The sequence below is a fragment of the Streptomyces finlayi genome, from assembly GCF_014216315.1.
Classification (GTDB): domain Bacteria; phylum Actinomycetota; class Actinomycetes; order Streptomycetales; family Streptomycetaceae; genus Streptomyces; species Streptomyces finlayi_A.
The window spans coordinates 3373773-3394738 of the sequence record NZ_CP045702.1 but is presented as its reverse complement, the minus strand read 5'-3'; the positions used below and the strand labels follow the sequence as shown (position 1 = coordinate 3394738).

Sequence of the window (20966 nt, the reverse complement as noted above, 5' to 3'; positions counted from 1 at the left end):
CACCCTCTTGGGCGGAAACCTGCACTCCCCGGCGGCGGCGCGGGCACTGAGCGCTACAGACACGGACCCGGCAGCCACCCTGGTCACCCCCGGTGACACGGACCGCTCGCACCCTCCGGCCGGTCCCGGGCGGTGCAGGAGGGTCCCCGCAGGGTGACGGACGGAAACCCGGTTACGCATACGTTCCCGCCGAACGTTCGTCGCCTGCGGAGACACTCCGGACGGGCCCCGGAGCACCCCCCACGGGGCCATCGCAAGGCCGTCGCGCCCCAACCCGGCCCCGCCGTCGCTTGAGGACAGAACCCGCGCCCAGGGGCCGGGTGTCACGAACCCCCCCGGGCGAGGCACACGCACGGGTGCGGGCCCACTACCCTTGAGGCGTGACTATTCGCCTGCATGACACCAGCGCCCGGAAGATCCGTGATTTCGTTCCGCTCACAGCGGGCTGTGTCTCGATCTACCTCTGTGGCGCGACTGTCCAGGCCGCCCCGCACATCGGACACATCCGGTCGGGCCTCAACTTCGACATCATGCGCCGCTGGTTCGAGTACCGCGGCTACGACGTCACGTTCATCCGCAACGTCACCGACATCGACGACAAGATCATCAAGAAGTCGGCCGAACAGGGCCGCCCCTGGTGGTCGATCGGGTACGAGAACGAGCGCGCGTTCAACAGCGGTTACGACGCGCTCGGCTGCCTCCCGCCCACGTACGAACCGCGCGCCACCGGTCACGTCACCGAGATGGTCGAGATGATGCGCGGCCTCATCGAGCGCGGTCACGCCTACGAGTCCGACGGCAACGTCTACTTCGACGTACGGTCCCACCCCGGCTACCTGGAGCTCTCCAACCAGGAGCTGGACGATCTGCGCCAGCCGTCAGGCGAGGGCGAGACCGGTAAGCGCGACCAGCGCGACTTCGCCATGTGGAAGGCCGCCAAGCCCGGCGAGCCCAGCTGGGAGACCCCCTGGGGCCGCGGCCGTCCCGGCTGGCACCTGGAGTGCTCCGCCATGGCGCACAAGTACCTCGGCGCCGCCTTCGACATCCACGGCGGCGGCCTCGACCTGGTCTTCCCGCACCACGAGAACGAGATCGCCCAGGCCAAGGCGTTCGGCGACACGTTCGCGAACTACTGGGTGCACAACGGCTGGGTCACCATGGCCGGCGAGAAGATGTCGAAGTCGCTCGGCAACTCCGTGCTGGTCAGCGAGATGCTCGGCGCCTGGCGCCCCATCGTGCTGCGGTACTACCTCGGCACCCCGCACTACCGGTCGATGATCGAGTACAGCGAGGAGGCACTGCGCGACGCGGAGTCCGCGTTCGCGCGGATCGAGGGCTTCGTGCGGCGCGTCTCCGAGAAGGCGGGGGAGACGGTCGAGCCCTCCGCCGAGGTGCCGCCCGCGTTCGCCGAGGCGATGGACGACGACCTGGGAGTCCCGCAGGCGCTCGCGATCGTCCACACCACGGTCCGCCAGGGCAACTCCGCCCTCGCGGCCGACGACAAGGAAGCCGCTGTCGCCCGCCTCGCGGAGGTGCGTGCCATGCTCGGAGTCCTCGGCCTCGACCCGCTCGACCCGCACTGGGCGGGCGAGAGCGACCGCGGCGAGGACCTCCACGGTGTCGTCGACACGCTCGTACGCCTCGTTCTCGATCAGCGCCAGTCGGCGCGGGACCGCAAGGACTGGGCAGCGGCCGACGCGATCCGCGACCAGCTCAACCAGTCCGGTCTCGTCATCGAGGACAGCCCCAGCGGTCCCCGATGGACCCTCGGGCCGCGCTAGCAGGCTCCTCCGCACCGGTCTGACCGGCGCAAATGTGCCGTCCGGGGTTCCGGGCGGCACACTTTCACTTGAAGACATATTTCTGAAGCAACGAAACAGGTAGGTCATGGCCGGGAACAGCCAGCGCAGGAACCGCCGCACGTCCAACAAGAAGGGCATGCAGGTCGGCAGCGGTGGTCAGCGACGCCGTGGTCTCGAAGGCAAGGGACCGACGCCGCCCGCCGAGGCCCGTAAGAAGCACAAGAAGAACCGCATCGCGACCGCCAAGGCCAAGCAGGCGGCCGTCCGCCGCCCGGCTCCCCGCCGCGGTGGCGCCAAGGGCACGTCCGAGATGGTCGTCGGCCGTAACCCGGTGTTCGAGGCGCTGCGTGACGGGGTCCCCGCGACCACGCTCTACGTCCAGCAGTACATCGACAACGACGAGCGGGTGCGCGAGGCGCTCCAGCTCGCGGGCGCACGCGGCAACATCAACCTGATGGAGGCCCCGCGCCCCGAGCTGGACCGGATGACGAACGGCCTGAACCACCAGGGCCTCGTCCTCCAGGTCCCGCCGTACGAGTACGCGCACCCGGAGGACCTCACCACCGCCGCGTACGACAACGGCGAGGACCCGCTGATCGTCGCCCTCGACGGCGTCACGGACCCGCGCAACCTCGGTGCGATCGTCCGCTCGGTGTCCGCGTTCGGCGGCCACGGCGTGGTCGTGCCGGAGCGCCGCGCGGCCGGTATGACGGCCGGTGCCTGGAAGTCCTCCGCCGGTACGGCGGCCCGTACCCCGGTCTCCCGTGTCACCAACCTGACGCGGGCCCTGGAGGGCTACCAGAAGGCCGGTATCACGGTCGTGGGCCTGGCGGCCGACGGCGAGCACACGGTCGAGGACCTGGAGGCCCTGGCGGGCCCGGTCGTCATCGTGATCGGCAGCGAGGGCAAGGGTCTGGGCCGGCTCGTCGGCGAGACCTGTGACTACCGCGTGCGGATCTCGATGCCGGGCGGCGCCGAGTCCCTGAACGCCGGTGTCGCGGCGGGCATCGTGCTGTACGAGGTGGCGCGCCGCCGGGCGTGACCCTCCCGCCCGGCCGGGCGGGGCGCCCTCGGTGCCCCGTCGGCCACCGGTGCGCCGCCGTTCACCTGTGCGGCCGGGTGGCGCGTGGGCTCGCTGCCGGCACAGGGCCCAACTGTGCGGACTCGCGGGGCCAGTTGAGCCAGTTCACGTACGAGAGGTGAACAAAGGTTCTGGTGGAACCGAGTTTGGCCGGATCTTGACGGGTCTCGGACACTTCGGGTGCGTCAAGGCAGTGTCCTAAACACACATCACTCGGTTAGATGAGTGTGGACACCAGAACGCCTCGGTTCGACGAACAACCCGCCCTGAGCATGACCAAGGTGGACTGCGACCCCGCGCAGGTCATCGTCAATCACGCCAGCTTCCGGGTGCAGCTCGCCCCGGGGCAGCGTGCACGGCTGCTCGGTGGCACCGCCGACACGGCCCGGATTCCCGCCATGAGCGGTGCCGCGGGCCGTCGCAGGAAGGCGCCCGTCGTCTGGAGCGGCAGGTCCGAGCCGGGTGATCCCGGTGCCGGCGGACTCCTCCAGGCCGTACGGAACTCCACCGCGGGCCGGCTCGAGGGAGGGCTGGGCACAGCGCTCTCCGACGGGCACGCGGCGGGCGCCACGCAGGTCATCCCGCGGATCGAAGAGACCCAGGCCAACCCCGTACTCATCGCCCCGCAGCGCGAACGGGGCCGCGGCGGGCCGCTGTTGCCCCCGATGCGGCAGGCGGTCGGCGCCTACGACCAGGTCGACACCGGTCCGGATGACCGGTACGACGAGGAGGAGGAGGCGAACGGCACCGCGCAGGAGCGGCGCCATGGCAACGACGCCGTCCGGCACGCCTATTACCCGGGCCGCCGGATGAACCTCGGGGTCGTTCTTCTCCCGATGCGCGTCTTCCTCGGCTTCATCACCATCTACGCGGGCATGGGCAAGCTCTGCGACCCCGTCTACTTCGACGGCGGCGACCGGGGCTCGATGGTCAAGTGGCTGACCTCGCTGCACCCCTGGGCCCTCGCGGAACCGCTCCGCGACTTCGCACTCTCCCACCCCGTCGGCGCCGGACTCACCGTCGCCTTCCTTCAGGTCGTCGTCGGCGTCCTGACTGTTTTCGGCCTCTGGCAGCGTGTCGCCGCCTCGGTCGGGGCGTTGCTCTCCGCAGCTCTCCTGGTCACGGTCAGCTGGCGCACCGTCGCCGCCTACGACGCGCCCGACATCATCTATCTGGCCGCCTGGAGCCCGCTGATCATCGCGGGCGCCCCGGTCTACTCCGTCGACGGACGTCTCGCAGGAGAGGCGTGGCGCAAGCTCGGCCCGCGCTCCACGATCTGGGAACTGCGCGGCCGTGTGCTGCGTCGCGGCACGGTCATCGCCACCGTGGTCGTCGGTCTGACCCTGCTGGTCGGCTCCCTGCTGGGCGGCGCGGTCCGCTCCAGCGAGGTCGTGACCGTACCGGGTCCGCACGACTACCCGACGAACCAGCTTCCCGGCTCCCCGCTTCCCCGGGAGTCCACCGGCAAGGGCCAGGCGTCGCGCACCCCGGACGAGCGGCAGCCCTCGCCGTCCCGTTCCGGCGCGGCCACGACGCCTTCGGCGGAGCAGACCACACCCGGCGCGGGCACCGTCCCCGAGTCCGGGCAGACCTCCGGAGCGGGGCAGCCCAGCCAGACGCGGGGGGTCACCCAGCAGGAGGCGCCCCCGCAGCAGACCACCCCGCAGGAGCCGCCCCCGACGGCCAGCGCGGGGCCGACGTCCTCCGGCTCGGCCGCCACCGGCGGCACCGGCGGCACCGGCGAAGCCCCGGGCGGTACGGACGGCGGCACCACCGGCGGCACCACGGGTGGCAGCGGTGGGCGCAACCCGATCGGCGGCCTGCTCGGCTGAGACGGGCGGACCGGGAACGGAAGCGGGCGGACCCGGAACGGAATCAACAGGACCCGGAACGGAATCAGGAGGGGCGGTCACCGGACAACCGGTGACCGCCCCTCCTCGTCTGTCCGCGTACGCACCCGCAGGGCCCCTACGGGCCTGTGTGCGCCCCGAGTTCCTTGGCGGCCTCGGTGAGGTCCTTCGCGGTGTCGATCGCTCGCCAGTAGGCCCCGTGCGGCAGCGGGTAGCCGGCGAGGCGGCGCTCGCGGGCCAGTCCGGGGAACGTCGTCCGCTCGTGGTCGCCCCGCTCGGGCAGCAGTGTGGTGAACGTCGGCGAGAACACGTACACACCGGCGTTGATCAGGTAGGGCGAGGGCGGCGACTCGATGAAGTCGGTGATGTGCCCGAACGCGTCCGTCTCCACGGCGCCCCACGGAATCCGGGGGCGGGCGAGGGCGAGCGTGGCGATGGCGTCGCGTTCGGCGTGGAAGGCGGCCATCTCGCGCAGCGAGAAGCGCGTCCAGATGTCGCCGTTGGACGCGTACCAGGGCTGGTCCGGTTCGGGTAGCCGGGCGGCGGCGTACTTGAGGCCGCCGCCGCGCCCCAGGGGCTCGGTCTCCACGACCGTCGTCACGTTCAGCGGCAGATCGGCCGAGGCCAGCCATTCCTGGAGCACCTCGGCGAGATGGCCGCACGAGACCACGGCGTCCGTGACGCCCTCGGCGGCCAGCCAGGACAGCTGATGGCCGATGATCGGGGTCCCGGTCCCGGGGATCTCGACCATCGGCTTGGGGCGGTCATCGGTGTACGGGCGCAGCCGCGTGCCCTGGCCACCTGCCAGGATCACGGCCTGTGTCGGATACGTATGCATGCGAGGCACGATATGCCGTGCCCGCGTGTCGGCGGTCAGCTGAACTGGGCGATGCCCGAGGCGAACGAGGTGTCGCAGACCGGGCGGGAGAAACGGTGGGCGCGCGTCGGGCCGTACTGCTCGACCGCGGCCTTGCCCAGCGACCTCGCGATGGACATGCAGTGCCGGGCGAGGGAGGGCCGGGCCTCGACGGCGCGCTGGAGGCCCGTCAGCGCGACGGCCGGGTCCTTTTCCTGGAGCTCGACGAGCAGCTTCTCGCGCAGGACGTCCTGCGGGGTACGCGCCTTGGCGGGCTGCTTGGAAACGGTCTCCGATGCCGCGGTCAGCAGCTGGGACTCGGGGGTGGCCGCCGCCCACGGCACGCGGGTCACCGCGAGGGTCCCGGAGAGGACCATGACGACAGGCAGGACGAGAGCGAGAGTTCGGCCGATGCGGCGCGCGGTGTGGGTCACGCAGGCGAGCGTAGCGGTCAGTGATGTTATGGCGACATTTCGTCACCCTTGAGAGGGATGGTTCGAGGAGTCCTTTCGAATCCCCGGTTGACGAGCATGGGTGAAATGCCTGGTGTGCCGGGGTATTTGTCGGCGGCCGGGATCGAAACCCCAAACATCACGCGCCACGCAAACGGCCCCCGCACCCGGGTGATGCCGGGTGCGGGGGCCGTGAGGGCGGTGCGGCGTCAGTCGGTGTGGCGTCAGTCGGTGAGGCGCTCACCGGTCGAGGTCGCGAAGACGTGCAGCTCGTCCGGGCGCGGCACGACGTGCAGCTCGGTGCCCTTCTCCGGAACGGCGCGTCCGCCGACGCGGACGACCAGGTCCTTGTCCTCGCCGTCGACGCGGGAGGAGCCGTAGACGAAGCCGTCGGCGCCGAGCTCCTCGACGACGTTGACCGAGACGGCCAGGCCGGCCGGGGCGTCGGACGAGTCCTTGGTGAGGGTCTTCGCCGCCGCGCCACCGTGCTCGACGATGTCGAAGTGCTCCGGGCGGATGCCGACCGTGACGGTCGTGTCGCCGCGGTCTGCGGCGGCGCTGAGCGCGGCACGGGAGACCGGGACGACGCTGTTGCCGAACTTCACGCCACCGTCGGTGATCGGGACCTCGATGAGGTTCATCGCGGGGGAGCCGATGAAGCCGGCGACGAAGAGGTTCGCGGGGCGGTCGTACATGTTGCGCGGCGAGTCGACCTGCTGGAGCAGCCCGTCCTTGAGGACCGCGACGCGGTCGCCCATGGTGAGGGCCTCGACCTGGTCGTGGGTGACGTACACCGTGGTGATGCCCAGGCGGCGCTGGAGGGAGGCGATCTGCGTACGCGTCGAGACGCGGAGCTTGGCGTCGAGGTTCGAGAGCGGCTCGTCCATGAGGAAGACCTGCGGCTCACGGACGATGGCGCGGCCCATCGCCACACGCTGGCGCTGACCACCGGAGAGCGCCTTCGGCTTGCGGTCCAGGTACTCGGTGAGGTCGAGCATCTTGGCGGCCTCTTCGACCTTCGCCCGGATCTCGGTCTTGTTCACACCGGCGATCTTGAGCGCGAAGCCCATGTTGTCCGCGACGGACATGTGCGGGTAGAGCGCGTAGTTCTGGAACACCATGGCGATGTCCCGGTCCTTGGGCGGCAGGTGCGTGACGTCGCGGTCACCGATGCGGATGGCACCGCCGTTGACGTCCTCAAGACCCGCGAGCATGCGCAGGGAGGTCGACTTGCCACAACCGGAGGGACCGACGAGGACGAGGAACTCGCCGTCCTCGATGTCGATCTCGAGCTGGTCCACGGCAGGCTTGGTGGAGCCGGGGTAGACGCGGGACGCCTTGTCGAACGTGACAGAAGCCATGGCGGTACATCTCCTCAACCGGCAGGAACGTGCCGGACGATCCGAGTATGGGAGTGGTCTGGTCCACCGGAGTGAACCTTCCGCGACGCTACCTGGCCATGTCGAATCTGTCAGTAGTCCAGAACACTCGAATACCCCGTCCGCTCCGGGCCGGGTCGTTGGTTACACTGCTCCGGAATGCCTCCTTAGCTCAGCTGGCCAGAGCAACGCACTTGTAATGCGTAGGTCATCGGTTCGAATCCGATAGGGGGCTCAACGGAACCCCAGGTCACATAGCTCGTGACCTGGGGTTTTCTGTCGCTCGGGGCCTGGTGTGCCAGAGGGCGGGGACGCCGGGGGGAGGGCCTGCGTGAGCAGTGTGTGAGCGCTGCGTGAGCGGAGCGGCCCCACGGTCTACCCGGTGGGCTTCCGGGCTCCGCCCTTCTTCTTGCTCTTGGTCCGATCCCGGTCTTTCATTGCGGCGGGTCCGCGTGGGCCAACCGATCTGATTCCTACGCACCGAGACCGAGCAACAGCGATCCCAGTTGGCTGAGTGCTTGGGGCTCCCGTCCGTTGCACCCACTGCTTGCCGCTGGCATCGACTCAACAGCACGTCTTCGTGAAGAGACTCAGCGTGACCGCCGCGCGTTGATCCAGAAAATTCGCAGCGGGGCTGAGAACTCTCGGCTGGAGAACCTGCCGGGGATCGGCGGCCTTGAGACGTGGCTGCCGAGGTGAGCAATGGCCCGAGCTGACGGTCATCGATGCCTCTTCCTTGATCAGGAGTTACACCGATCGTGATCGTTTTACAGTCCCTCCGACCCCGCTCGGGGCGACGTTCGCGGAGTACGGGCGGATCGCCAAGACCGAGCGCATGCTGCGGGTGGCCCGAACGAGGTGCTGTGCAGCCTGAGCTGCCACTGGGATACCTGGGGCGTGGTGTCAGAGGGTGGCCTGCGGGTGTGCGGGGCTGAGGTAGTGGACGGTGCTCTGGGCGGAGTGTTCGGTGAGCAGGTCCTGCAATGCGTCGGCGGCAATGGTCAGGAGGTGGCCGTTGCGGGTGGCGTGGAGGGTTTCCAGGACGAAGGCGACGTGGGTGGAGTCCTCGGTGACGCGGGTGCGGTGGGCGTCGCGGTGGTTCCAGTGACGGGTGAGGACGTCGGTGGTGTCGGTGTAGACGATCTCGCCGGGCTTGGGGTTTTCGACGGTGTCGGGTTCGCCGAGCGGGGTGAAGGTCTCGGTGCCGTCGGCGTAGCGGATTTCGATGTCGCCGGTGACGTGGTCGAGGTCGAAGGCTCCGGCGGGCAGGCCGTGGCGGACGGAGACGGCGTTGTAGGAGTCGACGGCCGGGCTGATCCGGGGCAGGGTGCCCCTCTTCGCCAGGCGGCGGCCGAGGGCATCGACGCTGGGGCGGATGCGGCGGGGGTTGGTGCCGAAGGAGCGGTAGGCGGTGTGCCACGCCTCGATGCGCGGGTCGCTCTCGTCGGCGGGGGACCAGGTGCCGGCGGCGAGGTCCTGCTCCAGGCCCTCCACGGCGGCAGTGGTGTGGGGCCAGGGCTCGCGGCCGTTCAGGCCGGTGGCGGTGACGACGGCGATGAGGGTGTCGGGGAAGGCGGCAGCGACGTCGGGGCTGATGCGGAAGGCGGTCATCGTGGGAGCAATTCCGTTCTGTGAGCGGTCCGCGGTGCCGCGTTCGGTGACCGGCGGGTGGTGTGGGTGCGCTGATCGACGGGCTTGTGGTCGTCGTACTCGAACTTCGCGAGGACCTTGGTGACGTCCAGGCGCAGGCCGCCGATGCCGGGCAGCATCCGGCCGTAGGGCGGCTGTGCGGCGTAGTAGCTGGTGGGGACGCCATCGCGGGAATCCCAGTCGGCGGGCTGGGCCTGAGCGTCTGGGCGCTGATGTCCGGTCGTTGAATGCCGGAGCTCGAAGAGCCCCCGGATGAGCAGGACGATGGGCAAGCGGCACGACAGAGGCTCCATCCGGGAACGGATGGTGCCTCTGATCCCGAGCATCCGGATCAGCCCAGGAGGCGTCCTGCGGCGGACTCCCGAGCGGACCGCGACTTACGGAGATCACGTGCGACCACCGCCTTCTGCAGCCAGCGGTCGGCTCCGTCGTAGCGTGCCCTGAATGCGCGACGACCGTGCACGGCGAGGTAGTTGTCGACGACCAGCAGGGTGCCCGCTTCCACCACCACGTCCTGCTGCACACGCTCCAGCTCTGTCACCAGCTCCTTGAGTGCCACTTCCGCTTCGACGTCGCCGTCGACGCAGCGCATGAAGAACGGGTCGATGCGCAGGTACGGAGCGTCCCCGGCACCGAAGAGCACGGCGACGGGCTCGGGGTTGTCCCGCATCTCGCGCATCCGCAGCAGTCCAGGGTCATTGGGCCGCTGAACAGCGAGCTGACGCAGGTGCTCGTCGTCGGGCAGAATGTAGAACCGCGGTTCGGACAACACCTGTCGTGTGTCCGCCGACAGTTCCACGTCCTGGACCGAAGCCAGCGTCGTCGGAACCCGGTCGTGGTTGCGGATGCCGAAGAGGGCCAGGTAGTCACAGCGGTAGGGATGAAAAGCGTCCTCGGTGTGCCATTCGAGGAGCACGTCACTGCCGTGTCCGTTCTGCTCGCCTTCGTCGCCGGCGATGGGCAGCACGTTCTGGATCATTCGCCCGGCCTGCAGTGTGGGCCAGCTGAACACTTCGCCGAGGCACTGGCCCATCAACGCCAGAAAGAGCTCTTCTCGGCGGGTACGTCCGGCGGCCGCGGCCTCGGCCCAGTTACCGGGTGTCGGACCGACGGCGTCGTCGTCGACACCGAAGCCGCGCAGCAGGAAGCCGGCAGCTGCGTCATTACGGCGAAATTCCTCCAAGAACCGACGAAGTCCGATCGGTACCTTCGACACCAGCTCCCAGACGTTGTCATAGAACTTCTGCTCGCCGGGATCGTTCTGTGCCACATCAAGGTCGGCGAGCAACTGCTCGAGGGACGATATTTCGTCGGCGGAGAGGTCGTAGCTCAGAATGCCGCGGTACTGACTCATGGGCGCCTCGCTTCTGGTGTCAAATGTTTACTGTCAGTCTTTTAAAGGCCGACGCGCAGGAGGCGATCCTGCTGTTCTTACTGCGTGCTGTCCTCGGGGACCCACCATGAAATGTGATCACCGAGAGAGTCGATCGGCATGACGGCCTTGAACATGTCGTTCTCCAAATTGGCCAGTCGCGCATCGTACGGTTTGCCGACCGCGGCGAAAGCGCACTGGATTCCTGTACGTTGCCGATCGATAAATTTGGCATGCCGCTCGAAAGTGCTGACGGGTTGCAGCAGAAAGTAGGTCCGTTGATCGCCGTAGGTATACCGCGGTGATGTCTCCGGGTAGCAGGGGGCGAAGGAGACCAGAAAGAACAGTTCGCCTTCGATCATCGCGTACCAGCGTTCATCAGGCTGCGGATTATCGGGAATGTATACGCTTGAGAACATCTGGGTGAGCGTGGTGTAGAAGCGTCGAGTGAGATCCGTCAGCGCGTCCAGCGTGATACCGAGCGTCGGCTCTTCGAAGGTTATGATCATGCCGTCGCGTGAGCGCTCGGCGGCCGTGCGGAAGAAGTCCGCGATGACGTCACGGTGCCGCGCCAGCTCATTCTCGACGTCATCGGTACGAATGGTGATCCCAGGCCCCATCTTCGATTGCTTGGCGAAGGGGCAGTACGTCTTCTGCGTGATGTCATCGAAGCTCATTTTTCATTCCCTGCCTTCACTGATTCCGCGACTGCCTGCACCGGTTCGTCATCGGTTGCCGTGACCCGGCAGCCGATAACGTAGAACCACCAGCTGGCCACCACGACGGCGATCAGGACGTAGAACATTGCGGCTGGCACGAAATGCTGGAGCAGAAAACCGCAGAGTATCGGCCCCAGAGCTATGCCGATATGGATGAGATTCTGTGCGCCGAAATAGCTGCCGCGCAGGTTGTCGGGAGCGATGGAGTCGATGAATGTGAACTCCGCGGGCACCAAAACGACCTCGCCAAGGCTGAATATCACCACGGCGATAACGATGATGGCCGCATTCGTGGACAGCGACATCGCGACCAACCCGATAACGAAGGCGCCGATCCCGACGGTCAGCCACTTCAGGAGATTGTCCTGCTTCAGGCGGCTGCCGAGGGCGTACTGGGCGCCGATGACCGTAATGGCGTTGGCGGCGGAAATGTAGGCGACCAGCTTGTAGGCGGTGTCGCGGTCCTCCACCAGGATGAGGTACTGCGACATGAAGGTCAGGAGCGGCCCGTACACCACGATGCTGAGAATTCCACCGATGGTGAAGTAAGTCAGCCGCCGGTCCGCCCCCATCACCTTCAGCACTTGACGGAACGTGGGGGTCTCTTCGTCCTGCTTCTCTGCGCTCTGCTCTTCTGTGCTCTGCTCTGCTGCCCCGGCCGGTGCCGTCCTACCACTGCCGGCGGGCAGGAACCGCTGGCGGAAAATTATCAGAGGCAGCAAGGAGGCGCCAATGACGGTGACACTGAGAATGAACGGACCACCAGGTCCGGCCGCGAGCGCGGCAATGCCAAGGAAGGGACCTACTGCTGCACCTATGTTCTGCAACGAATAGCGCAGAGAAAACACCTTGACGCGGTTCTCGGATGGCACCAGTTCGGAGAGCAGGGCACTGCCGGCAACGCCCATCGACCAGGAGGCGACGTTGGCCATCAGCAGGATGGCCGTAACGGTGACCGGATGGTGGAACACCGTCAGGCTGAGATAGAGCAGTATGAGCGCGAAGTCCAGCACGATGACCAGGTCGACTTTCCTGAACCGGTCCGCGAGATAGCCACCGTAAACGGCCGACAGCGTGCCGACCAGTACGCTTCCACCGATCACATAGCCGATGGTGGCACCGTCCATTCCCACCGTGCCGTACAGATAGATGGGCATGTAGGCCAGGACCGCGAAGGAGCTCAGGCTTCGCGCGGCAGCGGAGGCCAGCAGGACCTTCATCGCGAACGGGAGTCCACGAACCATCGTCAGAAAATTCTTCATCCGTGTTCCCCTGCCGCGATCGTTTCGAGCGTACCGATGATGGATGCCTTGATGTCGTTGATTTGGTCGTCGTCGAACACATGAGGGTGGTATCCGACGGTGAATTGGATTTGTCGGCCCGGAGTTACCGTGATGCCGAGCGGGTAATGCGGAAGCCCCTCCGCACCGTCTACCAGTTCACGCACCTGCAGTCCGTCGGTCTCGCTCTCCTTGAGGGAATCTGCGGGGTAGCTCTGGAACACGTAGCAGGCGTCGAACAGTTCACCTGCCCCGAACAGTCGCTGAATTTCGCTTAGTTCGAGGGAGCGGTGCGGGAGTATGTCCAGCTGCGATTCCTGGACTCGAGCCATGGTTGTGCCGATGGATTCGCCTGACTGGATGCGCACGCGCAGCGGCACGGTGTTGAGCAGCAGCCCGACCATGGCCTCGACGCCGTCGAGTTCAGCCGGCCGTTCGGAGACGGTGTTGCCGAACAGCACGTCATCGCGCCCAGTGAGACGGCCGAGCGCGATGCCCCACGCCGTTTGGAGGGCCGTGTTGAGAGTGATCCCGGCCTGTGCGCACCGGTGCTGCAGTGAACCGGTCAGCTCCGGTGTCAGCGTGACACCCATGGTGCGCAGCGAGACGTCCGGCGCCGGCCTGGCGGCATGGACCCTGGTCGGGCCATCGACGTCCGTCAGATAGCTTCGCCACGCCGACACCGCGGCATCACGGTCGCACGAAGCGAGCCACGCCAGGTAGTCACGGAAGGGCGGCGCCGCCGGCAGCCGCTCGCCGCGGTACAGGGCGAACAGTTCCTGCCACACCAGCGAGTTCGACCAGCCGTCGAGCAGGATGTGGTGGTCTTCGACGAGCAGCCGATGCCGTTCCGTGCCAAGGCGCAGCAGGGTGAAGCGCATCAGCACGGGCGTCGACAGGTCGAACTGTCGGCCCCGCTCCGCAGCGAGGATCTCCGCCTCCCGGCACTCCTGCTCCGCTGGTGCGAGCGGGGACAGATCGTGCGTGATCCACGGCACCTCCACCTGTTCCTGCACCACCTGCACCGGGGCCTGAACGCCTCTGTGGGTGAAGCCGGCGCGCAGGTTGGGGTGTCTCATCAGGAGTGCGTGCACTGCCTGTCGCAGTCGCTCGGTGTCCAGCGGTCCGTCCAGGTCGAACAGGCTCTGTCTCTGATAAGGGTCAGGGCCGTGGTGGTCGGCGGCGGTATACAGCAGGAAGCCCTGCTGGAGTGGGGTGAGCGGCAGGATGTCGCAGAGGCCGGGATAGTCGGTCTCCAACTGGTTGATGGTCGACTGCTTGACATCGACCAAAGCGATGTCCGAAGGAGTCAGCCCACCGAGCTCCGGATGCTTCACGAGGTCTGCCAGCGCGACCAGGAAGGTCACCCACCGGTCAGCGAGCGCCCCCACGGCGGCTTCGGTGAACCGTGTGGCGTCCCAGGACCAGATGGTGTCCAGAGCCATGCCGTCATCGGCCGGCCGGACATCGATGCTGAGAGCGGGTTCCGTACCGTCGTTCCCGAAAAGCACGTTGCTGTTGGCACGGGCCGTACCGGCGGGCATCACTCGGAAGCGCACGTGTGAAGCCCCGTACGAGGACAGCCGCTGCGCGGCAGCGGGGTCGGTGAGCAGCGCGGAGTAGTTCCGGCCGGCCTCCGGTACGGCGCGTACCTGCTCCTTGACCCGCTTGAGCACACGCGCCAGCTCCTGCGGTTCGGCCAGAGCCTTGTCCAGGTCCGGGGCGCCCGGATTGAGACGCACCGGGTGCGCGGTCGGCGAGCCCGCCGTTGCCAGGTCGAGTCGCAGCCAGGCTCCGGCCCCAGGCAGCCGCGTACGGCGCCACTCGATGAGCACCGGAGCCAGCGCGGCCACCGCGATGTGCTCGGGGCCGCAGCGGTACAGGCTCGGCAGGCCGGTCAGCAGCCGCTCGGCGTCCTTGCCGACAACGCGCCGGGTGATGCGCCCCCGGCCCACGGCGGGTGAGGCGTCGGACACCGGGTAGGCCGGATCGGGAGTCCGCAGGATCTTCTCCCAGGCATCGACGTCCACGGCCGCGCCGTCGTCCGCCGGGTGCGCCTCGGCGTGCTGAGCTGCCCGGGCCACCAGAGCCTCGACCGTCTGCTCGTGGAACACATCGCGCGGGGTGATCCGAAAGCCCTCCGCGCGTGCCCTGCTGACGAGTTGGATGGACCGGATGCTGTCGCCGCCGAGGTCGAAGAAGCGGTCGTCGGCGCCGACCGCCGCCAGGCCGAGCACGTCGGCGAAGAGTGCCGCCATCGTTGCTTCCTGCGGCGTGGCCGGCGGCCGTCCCGCCCGGGACTCGAACTCGGGTGCGGGCAACTGCCGGGTGTCCAGCTTGCCGTTCGGCGTCAGCGGCAACGCGTCGAGTACGACGACGGCGGCGGGCACCATGTGGTCCGGCAGCCGGCGTGCCGCGTGGCGGCGCAGTTCGGTGGCGAGGTTGCGGCCGCGATCGGCGGCCTGAGGGTCGTTGGCGAGCCGCCACAGCGGACGCTCGTCCTCGTCCGAGGCCAGGAACACATCGGTCAGCCCCTGCCCCGTGGCCCGCCCGGCAGCGAGGAACACCACGTCGAACCGGTCGCCCTCCTCGGTGTCGGTCCACGTCGGGTGCACGGTGTAGCCGAGCCCGGTGCCGATCTCGCACAAGGTCTCGGGGTCGACCCCGGACCGTACGTCGGCGGTCTCGGGCAGGCTGCGTACGGGAGCGCCGGCCCCGGAAGCCACCCGCTGCGCGGTCGCCACCTGTGCCGTCACCCGGCCGTTGGGAACACCGGTGACACGCAGCGCCTGCGGCCGGGCCGTAGCCAGGTGGGCGCCGACGTCCTCGGCGCTGCTCCACTCGCGGGCGGGCACGTCGGCCAGGGACACCAGGTCCGCTCCCCGCTTGTGCAGGACCACGTCGTAGCGGAAGTCCGTCAACTCGTTCCGGAACAAACCTCGCTTGAGCTGTACGTCCACACCGACGACGTCCGGAACCAGATCGCCGATCCGGGCGAAGAAGGCCGGATCGATCAGCAGCTCGCTCTCCAGCTCCTGCTGGTGGGCGATGATGTCCCGCACCGTGACCGATGACGCGTCGGCGTGCGCGCCGTCGTGCAGGACGATGGCGGTGACGAAGGCCCTCAGCAGCCGCAGATTGCGGATGTCGCCCAGCACGATCCGCCCGCCGGGGGCGAGCATCTCCATGGTCCGGCGCACGACGTCGATCAGGTAGTCGACGCCGGGGAAGTACTGCGCCACCGAGTTGATCACCACGGTGTCGAAGCAGGCGGGCGCCAGCGCACCGACCTCGTGGGCGGCCATGGTGTGCAGCTCGACCCGGTCGTGCAGGTTGCTGCCCTCGATCGACATGCCGAGGGTCTTGATCAGAGCGTTGGAGAAGTCCACACCGGTGTACGCGGTGCAGTGCGGTGCGACCGGCCGCAGAATCAGACCGGAACCGACCCCGACCTCCAGCACCCTGGCCGGCCGCAGGTCGAGAATGCGACGGACTGTGGCCTCCTGCCACTCGGTCATGTGCTCCAGTGGCAGCGGCTCGTTGTCATAGCTGGAGTTCCAGCCGGTGAAATCCTGCTCGGCGCCGAGGTCACGCTGCTCGCTGTATCCCTGCTCGTGGATCTGGTGCCACTTGTCGACGTGCTCGATGTCGTGGGCCCCGCCGTGCGCCCGGGGAACCACATAGCCGACGAGCTGCTGATGGCCGGGAGTGTCCTCGCGGACGACGACGGCGGCCTGCGCCACCTCCTGGTGGTCCTTCAACACCGCGTCGATCTCGCCGAGCTCGATGCGCATCCCGCGGATCTTGACCTGGTCGTCGGCGCGGCCGACGAAGTCCACCACACCGGCCGCACCGTTCGCGCGCCAGCGCGCCAGGTCTCCGGTGCGGTACATACGGCTGCCGGGGGCGCCGAACGGGCAGGCCACGAACCGCTCGGCGGTCAGGGCCGGCCTGCCGAGATAGCCGCGAGCCAGCCCGTCACCGCTGATGTACAGCTCGCCGGTGACGCCGGGCGGCACCGGGCACAGCGCGGCGTCGAGGATGTACACCCTGGTGTTGCTCAGCGGACGGCCCACCGGCACCGACGCGTCCTCGAAGCCGTCCGGGCCGCTGCCGCACTCCCAGTACAGGGTGTCGACGGTGGCCTCGGTCGGCCCGTACGCGTTGATCATCCGGCGGCCCGGCGCCCAGGCGGCGGCCAGTGCGGGCAGGCAGGCCTCACCGGCGACCATCACATGGCCGCAGTCGGCGAGCGCCTCCTGGGTCATCCCGCTGAGAATGGTGGGTGAGAAGGTGATGTGCGTCGGCCGGTACCGGGCCGTCACTTCACGCTGCCGGTCGGCGGAGAGCAGCTCGTCGGGCGAGGTGAGCACGACGGTCGCGCCGGCGAGCAGGGTGCAGCACAGCTCGCAGAACGTCGGGTCGAAGTTGATCGAGGAGAACTGCAGGAACCGCGAGCCCTGCTCGAGCCGGAACCGCTCGAGGTAGCTGTGGGCGAGGTTGGGGATGCCCCGGTGCGTGACGGCGACGCCCTTGGGGCGCCCGGTGGAGCCGGAGGTGTAGATGACGTACGCCAGGTCGTCCAGGAGCAGCGGCGCGCGGCGGTCCGCATCCGTCGGCGCGTCGGCGCGGTACCGCGCCAACGTGTGTGCCGTGTCCGGGTCGTCGAACTCCAGGCGTGGCAGCTGCCGCGTCTCGTCGGTCAGCTTCGCGACGACGTCGCTCGTGGTCAGTAGCATGACGGGAGCACTGTCCGCGATCATGAAAGCAAGGCGGTCCGGTGGATAGTCCGGGTCGAGCGGCAGATACACACCGCCGGCCTTGAGGATTCCGAGCAGCGCGCACAGCAGCTCGGGACTGCGCCGCATCGCGAGTCCGACCACGTCGTCACGGCCGACGCCGCGGGAGATCAGCCAGTGAGCGATCCGGTTCGACCGACGGTCCAGTTCGGCGAAGGTCAGCTCCGTGTCCTCGTGGATGAGCGCGACGGCGTCAGGGGTACGGGCCACCTGATCGGCCAGTAGCTGCGGGTAGGTCGCACCGGACAGTTCCAGGCCGGTGTCGTTCCACTCCCGCACGATCGTGCGCCGCTCCGTCGCGCCGAGGACGTCGATGGACGCCAGCGGACGCCCGGGGTCGTCGGCCACCGACCGCAGCACCCGGAGCAGCCGTTCGATCAGGGTCTCGGCCGTGGACCGGTCGAACAGATCGGTCGCGTACTCGATCTGACCGCTGAGCCCGTCCGGCCGGCCGCCCGCGGTGAACCGCTCGGTCAGCTCAAAGGTCAGGTCGAACTTCGAGGTACGGGTCGGCACCACCTCGTGTGCCGCCGCCAGCTCGCCGAGGCGCCACTGCGGGGCGGCGTTGTTCTGCAGCACCAGCATGACCTGGAACAGCGGGTGGTGGCTGTTGCCACGGGCCGGGTTCAGCACCTCGACGAGGTACTCGAACGGCAGGTCCTGGTTCTCGTACGCGGCCAGGTTGGCGGTCCTGACCCGGGCCAGCAGGTCGGTGAAGGCCGGATCGCCCGAAGTATCGGTGCGCAGCACCAGGGTGTTGACGAAGAAGCCGACGTTGTCGTCGACGGCACGGTCGGCGCGCCCGGCAAGGACGCTGCCCAGGGGTATGTCGGTGCCGGCGCCCAGCTTGGTCAGCAACGTCGCCGTGGCCGCCTGGAGCACCATGAACAGGCTGACGCCCTCTCGCTTGGCCAGCTTCGTGAGCCTGTCCGCGAGCGAGGCAGGCACCTCGAAGGCCACCACATCGCCCTGGTAGGTCGCCGTGACGGGGCGCGGACGGTCGACGGGCAGCTCCAACAGCTCCGGGGCACCCTTGAGCTGTTTGCGCCAGTGGGCGAGCTGCCGCGCCATGAGGCTGTCCGCGTCGTCGGCCGAACCGAGGAGCTCGCGCTGCCACAGCGTGTAGTCGGCGTACTGGACCTCCAGCGAGGGCGTCGTGGGAGCCGTGGCCGCACGGTGGGCGGTGTACGCGTCACACAGGTCGCGCACCAGCGGGACCAGCGACCAGCCGTCGCTGGCGATGTGGTGGATGCACAGCAGCAGCACGTGCTCGTGTTCGCCGGTGCGGAACAGGTCGACGCGTACCGGAATGTCGGTGGTGAGGTCGAAGAGGTGTCCCACCGCGGTATCGACGGCGGCGAGCAGTTCCTGGTCCGTCACCTCGTGCACGGAGATGTCGGCGGCGGCGGCCACGGCGGCGTCCGAGCCGGCCACCACCACCTGCTCGGCTCCGAAGGGCCCGTCCATGAATCGGGTGCGCAGGCTTTCGTGCCGCTGCAGGAGGTGGACGACGGCCGCGCGCAACGCTGCCATGTCGAGCTCCCCGGTCAGCCGTACCGCGACGGGCATGTTGTAGGTGGAGCTGGGACCCTCCATCCGGTGGAGGAAGTAGAGACGTTGCTGGGCGTACGACAGCGGCAGCGAGGCGCCGCGGTCCATCGGGCGCAGCGCGGGGCGGGCCTGATCGGCGTCGGCGAGCAGGAGTGCGAGGGAGGCCGGGGTGGGCTCGTCGAAGACGGCCCGGATGGCTATCTCGACGCCGAGTTCGCCGCGAACGCGGGCGACGAGGCGGTTGGCGGCGAGCGAGTTGCCGCCGCGGTCGAAGAAGTTGTCGTCGGCACCGACGTCACTGAGCCCCAGTACCTCACCGAAGAGGTCGGCCAGCACCCGCTCCTGCGGGGTGGCCGGAGCCCGGCCCGCTCCGGCGCCGGAGCGGACCGCCGACGGAAGCGCCTTGCGGTCGACCTTGCCCGCCGGAGTCAGGGGGAAGCGGTCGAGTATTCCGATGCCGGACGGCACCATGTGCGCCGGGAGCCAGGCGCCGAGGGCCTGCCGCAGCTCGTCGGCCGTGGGGCTGTCGCCGCCTGTCGGTACGACGTACCCGGTCAGCTGGGCCACGCCCGAGACGTCCTCGCGCATGATGACACGCGCCTGGGCCACTTGGGGAAGCCGGCGCAGTGCTGCTTCGATCTCGCCGAGCTCGACGCGGTAGCCGCGGATCTTCACTTGCTCGTCGACCCGGCCGACGAAGTCCAGCGCGCCGTCCACGCGTTGCCGCACCAGGTCTCCGGTGCGGTACATACGGCTTCCGGGGGCGCCGAACGGGCAGGCCACGAAACGCTCGGCGGTGAGCGCGCCGCGCCCGCGGTAACCGCGGGCCAGGCCGTCCCCGGAGAGGTAGAGCTCGCCCGTCCCGCCCTGCGCCACCGGTGCCAGGCCATCGTCCAGTACGTGGACTCCGGTGTTCCACAGCGGGAGTCCGATGGCGACGGGCTCCCCGGCGACCACCGGCGCCAGGAGCGACCAGATGGTGGTCTCGGTCGGGCCGTAGAGGTTCCACACCGCGGCCGGGCCGGCGGCGAGGAAGTCGGCGAGATCCTGCGGCAGCGCCTCGCCGCCGCACAATAGTCGTGCTGTGCTGGGCAGTTCGTCCGGGCCCCAGCCGGCCTCCCGCAGCAGCTGCCACAGTGCCGGGGTTCCCTGCACCAATGTGGGCGCGGCCGTGGCCAGGTAGCGGCGCAGCGCCACGCCATCCACGGTGGTGCCCCGCGGCACCAGATGCACCGCGGCGCCGTTCACCAGCGGCAGGTACAGCTCGAGCCCGGCGATGTCGAAGGAGACCGAGGTGGTGGAGAGGACGACGTCACCCGAGTGCACCTGGAACCGGTCGGTCAGGCAGTCCAGGAAGTTCGCCAGCGAACGGTGCGTGACGACGACCCCTTTGGGGCGGCCCGTCGAGCCCGAGGTGTAGATGGTGTAGGCGCCGCGGTCCGGATCGAAGTCCGGACCGACTGCGCCGGCCGGAGCTGAGTCCCGCCGATCCTCGTGCCGGCCCTCGTGCTCGTCCAGGTACAACACCGCGCCCGTGTCGACTTCGGCCAGGCCGTCGAACCCGTCCTCCGCCTCCCGGGTGGTGATCAGCGCCCGGGGTGTGGCGTCGGCCACCATGTAGGCGAGCCGGTCCGGCGGATAGTGGGGGTCCAGCGGCAGGTACATCGCCCCGGCCTTGAGGGTGCCGAGGAGCGCGGCGACCAGATCGGGAGAGGTGGGCAGGAGGATCCCGACGACGTCCTCCGCCGTGACACCCCGGTCGGTCAGCCGCCGCGCCACCCCAGTGGCCCGGTCGTCGAGTTCGCCGTACGTCACGACGGTGTCGCCGGCGATCAGTGCCGGCGCCTGGGGGGCACGGGCGACCTGTTCCGCGAACCGGCCGAGGAGACCGGTCGCCGGTTCTCCCCCCCGGACGAGGTCGACGAAGCGTTCGAGTTGTTCGGTCATGAGACCAGTTCTCCCGCCGCGGCACCCGGACGCACGGGGCCCAGATCTGTCCAGTTCTTCTCGATGTGCTCGGCGCAGGCCGTCCGCGGTCCGGGGCCGAAGTCGGTGTGCCATCCGACGGGCACATCGACGAACCCCGGCCACAGGGAGTACTGACCGGCGGTGTTGCGCAGCACGAGGTACACGCCGGTGGCGTCCTCGAACGGGTTGGTGGCTGTGCTGTCCATG

General features: G+C 68.7%; 13 protein-coding genes and 1 tRNA gene. 4 read left to right on the top strand and 10 right to left on the bottom strand.

The genetic code is table 11. From position 1 onward, the window contains the following. Positions 1–380 precede the first annotated feature (380 nt). The 3 genes from cysS to F0344_RS15600 all read left to right on the top strand — a co-directional run bounded on the left by cysS (position 381) and on the right by F0344_RS15600 (position 4715). Positions 381–1781, top strand: coding sequence for a cysteine--tRNA ligase (gene cysS / locus F0344_RS15610; RefSeq protein ID WP_185299376.1), 1401 nt, complete (start codon positions 381–383; stop codon positions 1779–1781). A gap of 106 nt (positions 1782–1887) precedes the next feature. Then, the gene (gene rlmB / locus F0344_RS15605) at positions 1888–2844 is read left to right on the top strand and encodes a 23S rRNA (guanosine(2251)-2'-O)-methyltransferase RlmB (RefSeq protein WP_185299375.1); all 957 of its coding nucleotides are present in this window, start codon (positions 1888–1890) and stop codon (positions 2842–2844) included. 260 nt (positions 2845–3104) lie between these two features. Further along, entirely contained in the window at positions 3105–4715 is a 1611-nt protein-coding gene (locus F0344_RS15600) for a DoxX family protein (protein WP_258049953.1), read from the top strand. A gap of 136 nt (positions 4716–4851) precedes the next feature. Here F0344_RS15600 and F0344_RS15595 read toward each other — a convergent pair whose 3' ends face one another. The 3 genes from F0344_RS15595 to F0344_RS15585 all read right to left on the bottom strand — a co-directional run bounded on the left by F0344_RS15595 (position 4852) and on the right by F0344_RS15585 (position 7402). Further along, positions 4852–5571 (bottom strand): nucleotidyltransferase family protein, encoded by a 720-nt coding sequence (locus tag F0344_RS15595; RefSeq protein WP_185299374.1) that lies wholly within the window; start codon positions 5569–5571, stop codon positions 4852–4854. A 35-nt stretch (positions 5572–5606) separates the two neighbouring features. After that, positions 5607–6023, bottom strand: coding sequence for a hypothetical protein (locus F0344_RS15590; RefSeq protein WP_185299373.1), 417 nt, complete (start codon positions 6021–6023; stop codon positions 5607–5609). Between the two features lie 242 nt (positions 6024–6265). Continuing rightward, a complete protein-coding gene (locus F0344_RS15585) occupies positions 6266–7402 on the bottom strand; it encodes an ABC transporter ATP-binding protein (protein WP_185299372.1) in 1137 nt (378 codons plus the stop codon). A 179-nt stretch (positions 7403–7581) separates the two neighbouring features. Between F0344_RS15585 and F0344_RS15580 the strand changes: the two genes are divergently transcribed. Then, positions 7582–7655, top strand: a tRNA-Thr gene (locus tag F0344_RS15580). Between the two features lie 668 nt (positions 7656–8323). Here F0344_RS15580 and F0344_RS15575 read toward each other — a convergent pair. From F0344_RS15575 to F0344_RS15545, 7 genes are all read right to left on the bottom strand, one after another. Further along, on the bottom strand, positions 8324–9031 hold the full coding sequence (locus F0344_RS15575; RefSeq protein WP_185299371.1) for a B3/B4 domain-containing protein: 708 nt from the start codon (positions 9029–9031) through the stop codon (positions 8324–8326). After that, positions 9028–9363, bottom strand: coding sequence for a hypothetical protein (locus tag F0344_RS36815; RefSeq protein WP_374940093.1), 336 nt, complete (start codon positions 9361–9363; stop codon positions 9028–9030). The genes F0344_RS15575 and F0344_RS36815 overlap by 4 nt, the downstream gene beginning before the upstream one ends. A gap of 38 nt (positions 9364–9401) precedes the next feature. Further along, complete coding sequence (gene gntD / locus F0344_RS15565; protein ID WP_185299370.1) at positions 9402–10424, bottom strand: guanitoxin biosynthesis L-enduracididine beta-hydroxylase GntD; 1023 nt, start codon at positions 10422–10424, stop codon at positions 9402–9404. Positions 10425–10501: 77 nt separating this feature from the next. Then, positions 10502–11119 carry a hypothetical protein gene (locus F0344_RS15560; protein ID WP_185299369.1) on the bottom strand — a complete coding sequence of 206 codons (618 nt, stop codon included), beginning with the start codon at positions 11117–11119 and terminating at the stop codon, positions 10502–10504. After that, positions 11116–12423, bottom strand: a complete 1308-nt coding sequence (locus F0344_RS15555; RefSeq protein ID WP_185299368.1) for an MFS transporter — start codon at positions 12421–12423, stop codon at positions 11116–11118. The genes F0344_RS15560 and F0344_RS15555 overlap by 4 nt, the downstream gene beginning before the upstream one ends. Then, a complete protein-coding gene (locus F0344_RS15550) occupies positions 12420–20738 on the bottom strand; it encodes a non-ribosomal peptide synthetase (protein WP_185299367.1) in 8319 nt (2772 codons plus the stop codon). Before F0344_RS15550 ends, F0344_RS15555 begins: the two co-directional genes overlap by 4 nt. Next, positions 20735–20965: an MbtH family protein gene (locus F0344_RS15545; RefSeq protein WP_185299366.1), complete on the bottom strand. Its 231-nt coding sequence runs from the start codon at positions 20963–20965 to the stop codon at positions 20735–20737. The genes F0344_RS15550 and F0344_RS15545 overlap by 4 nt, the downstream gene beginning before the upstream one ends. Position 20966 lies beyond the last annotated feature (1 nt).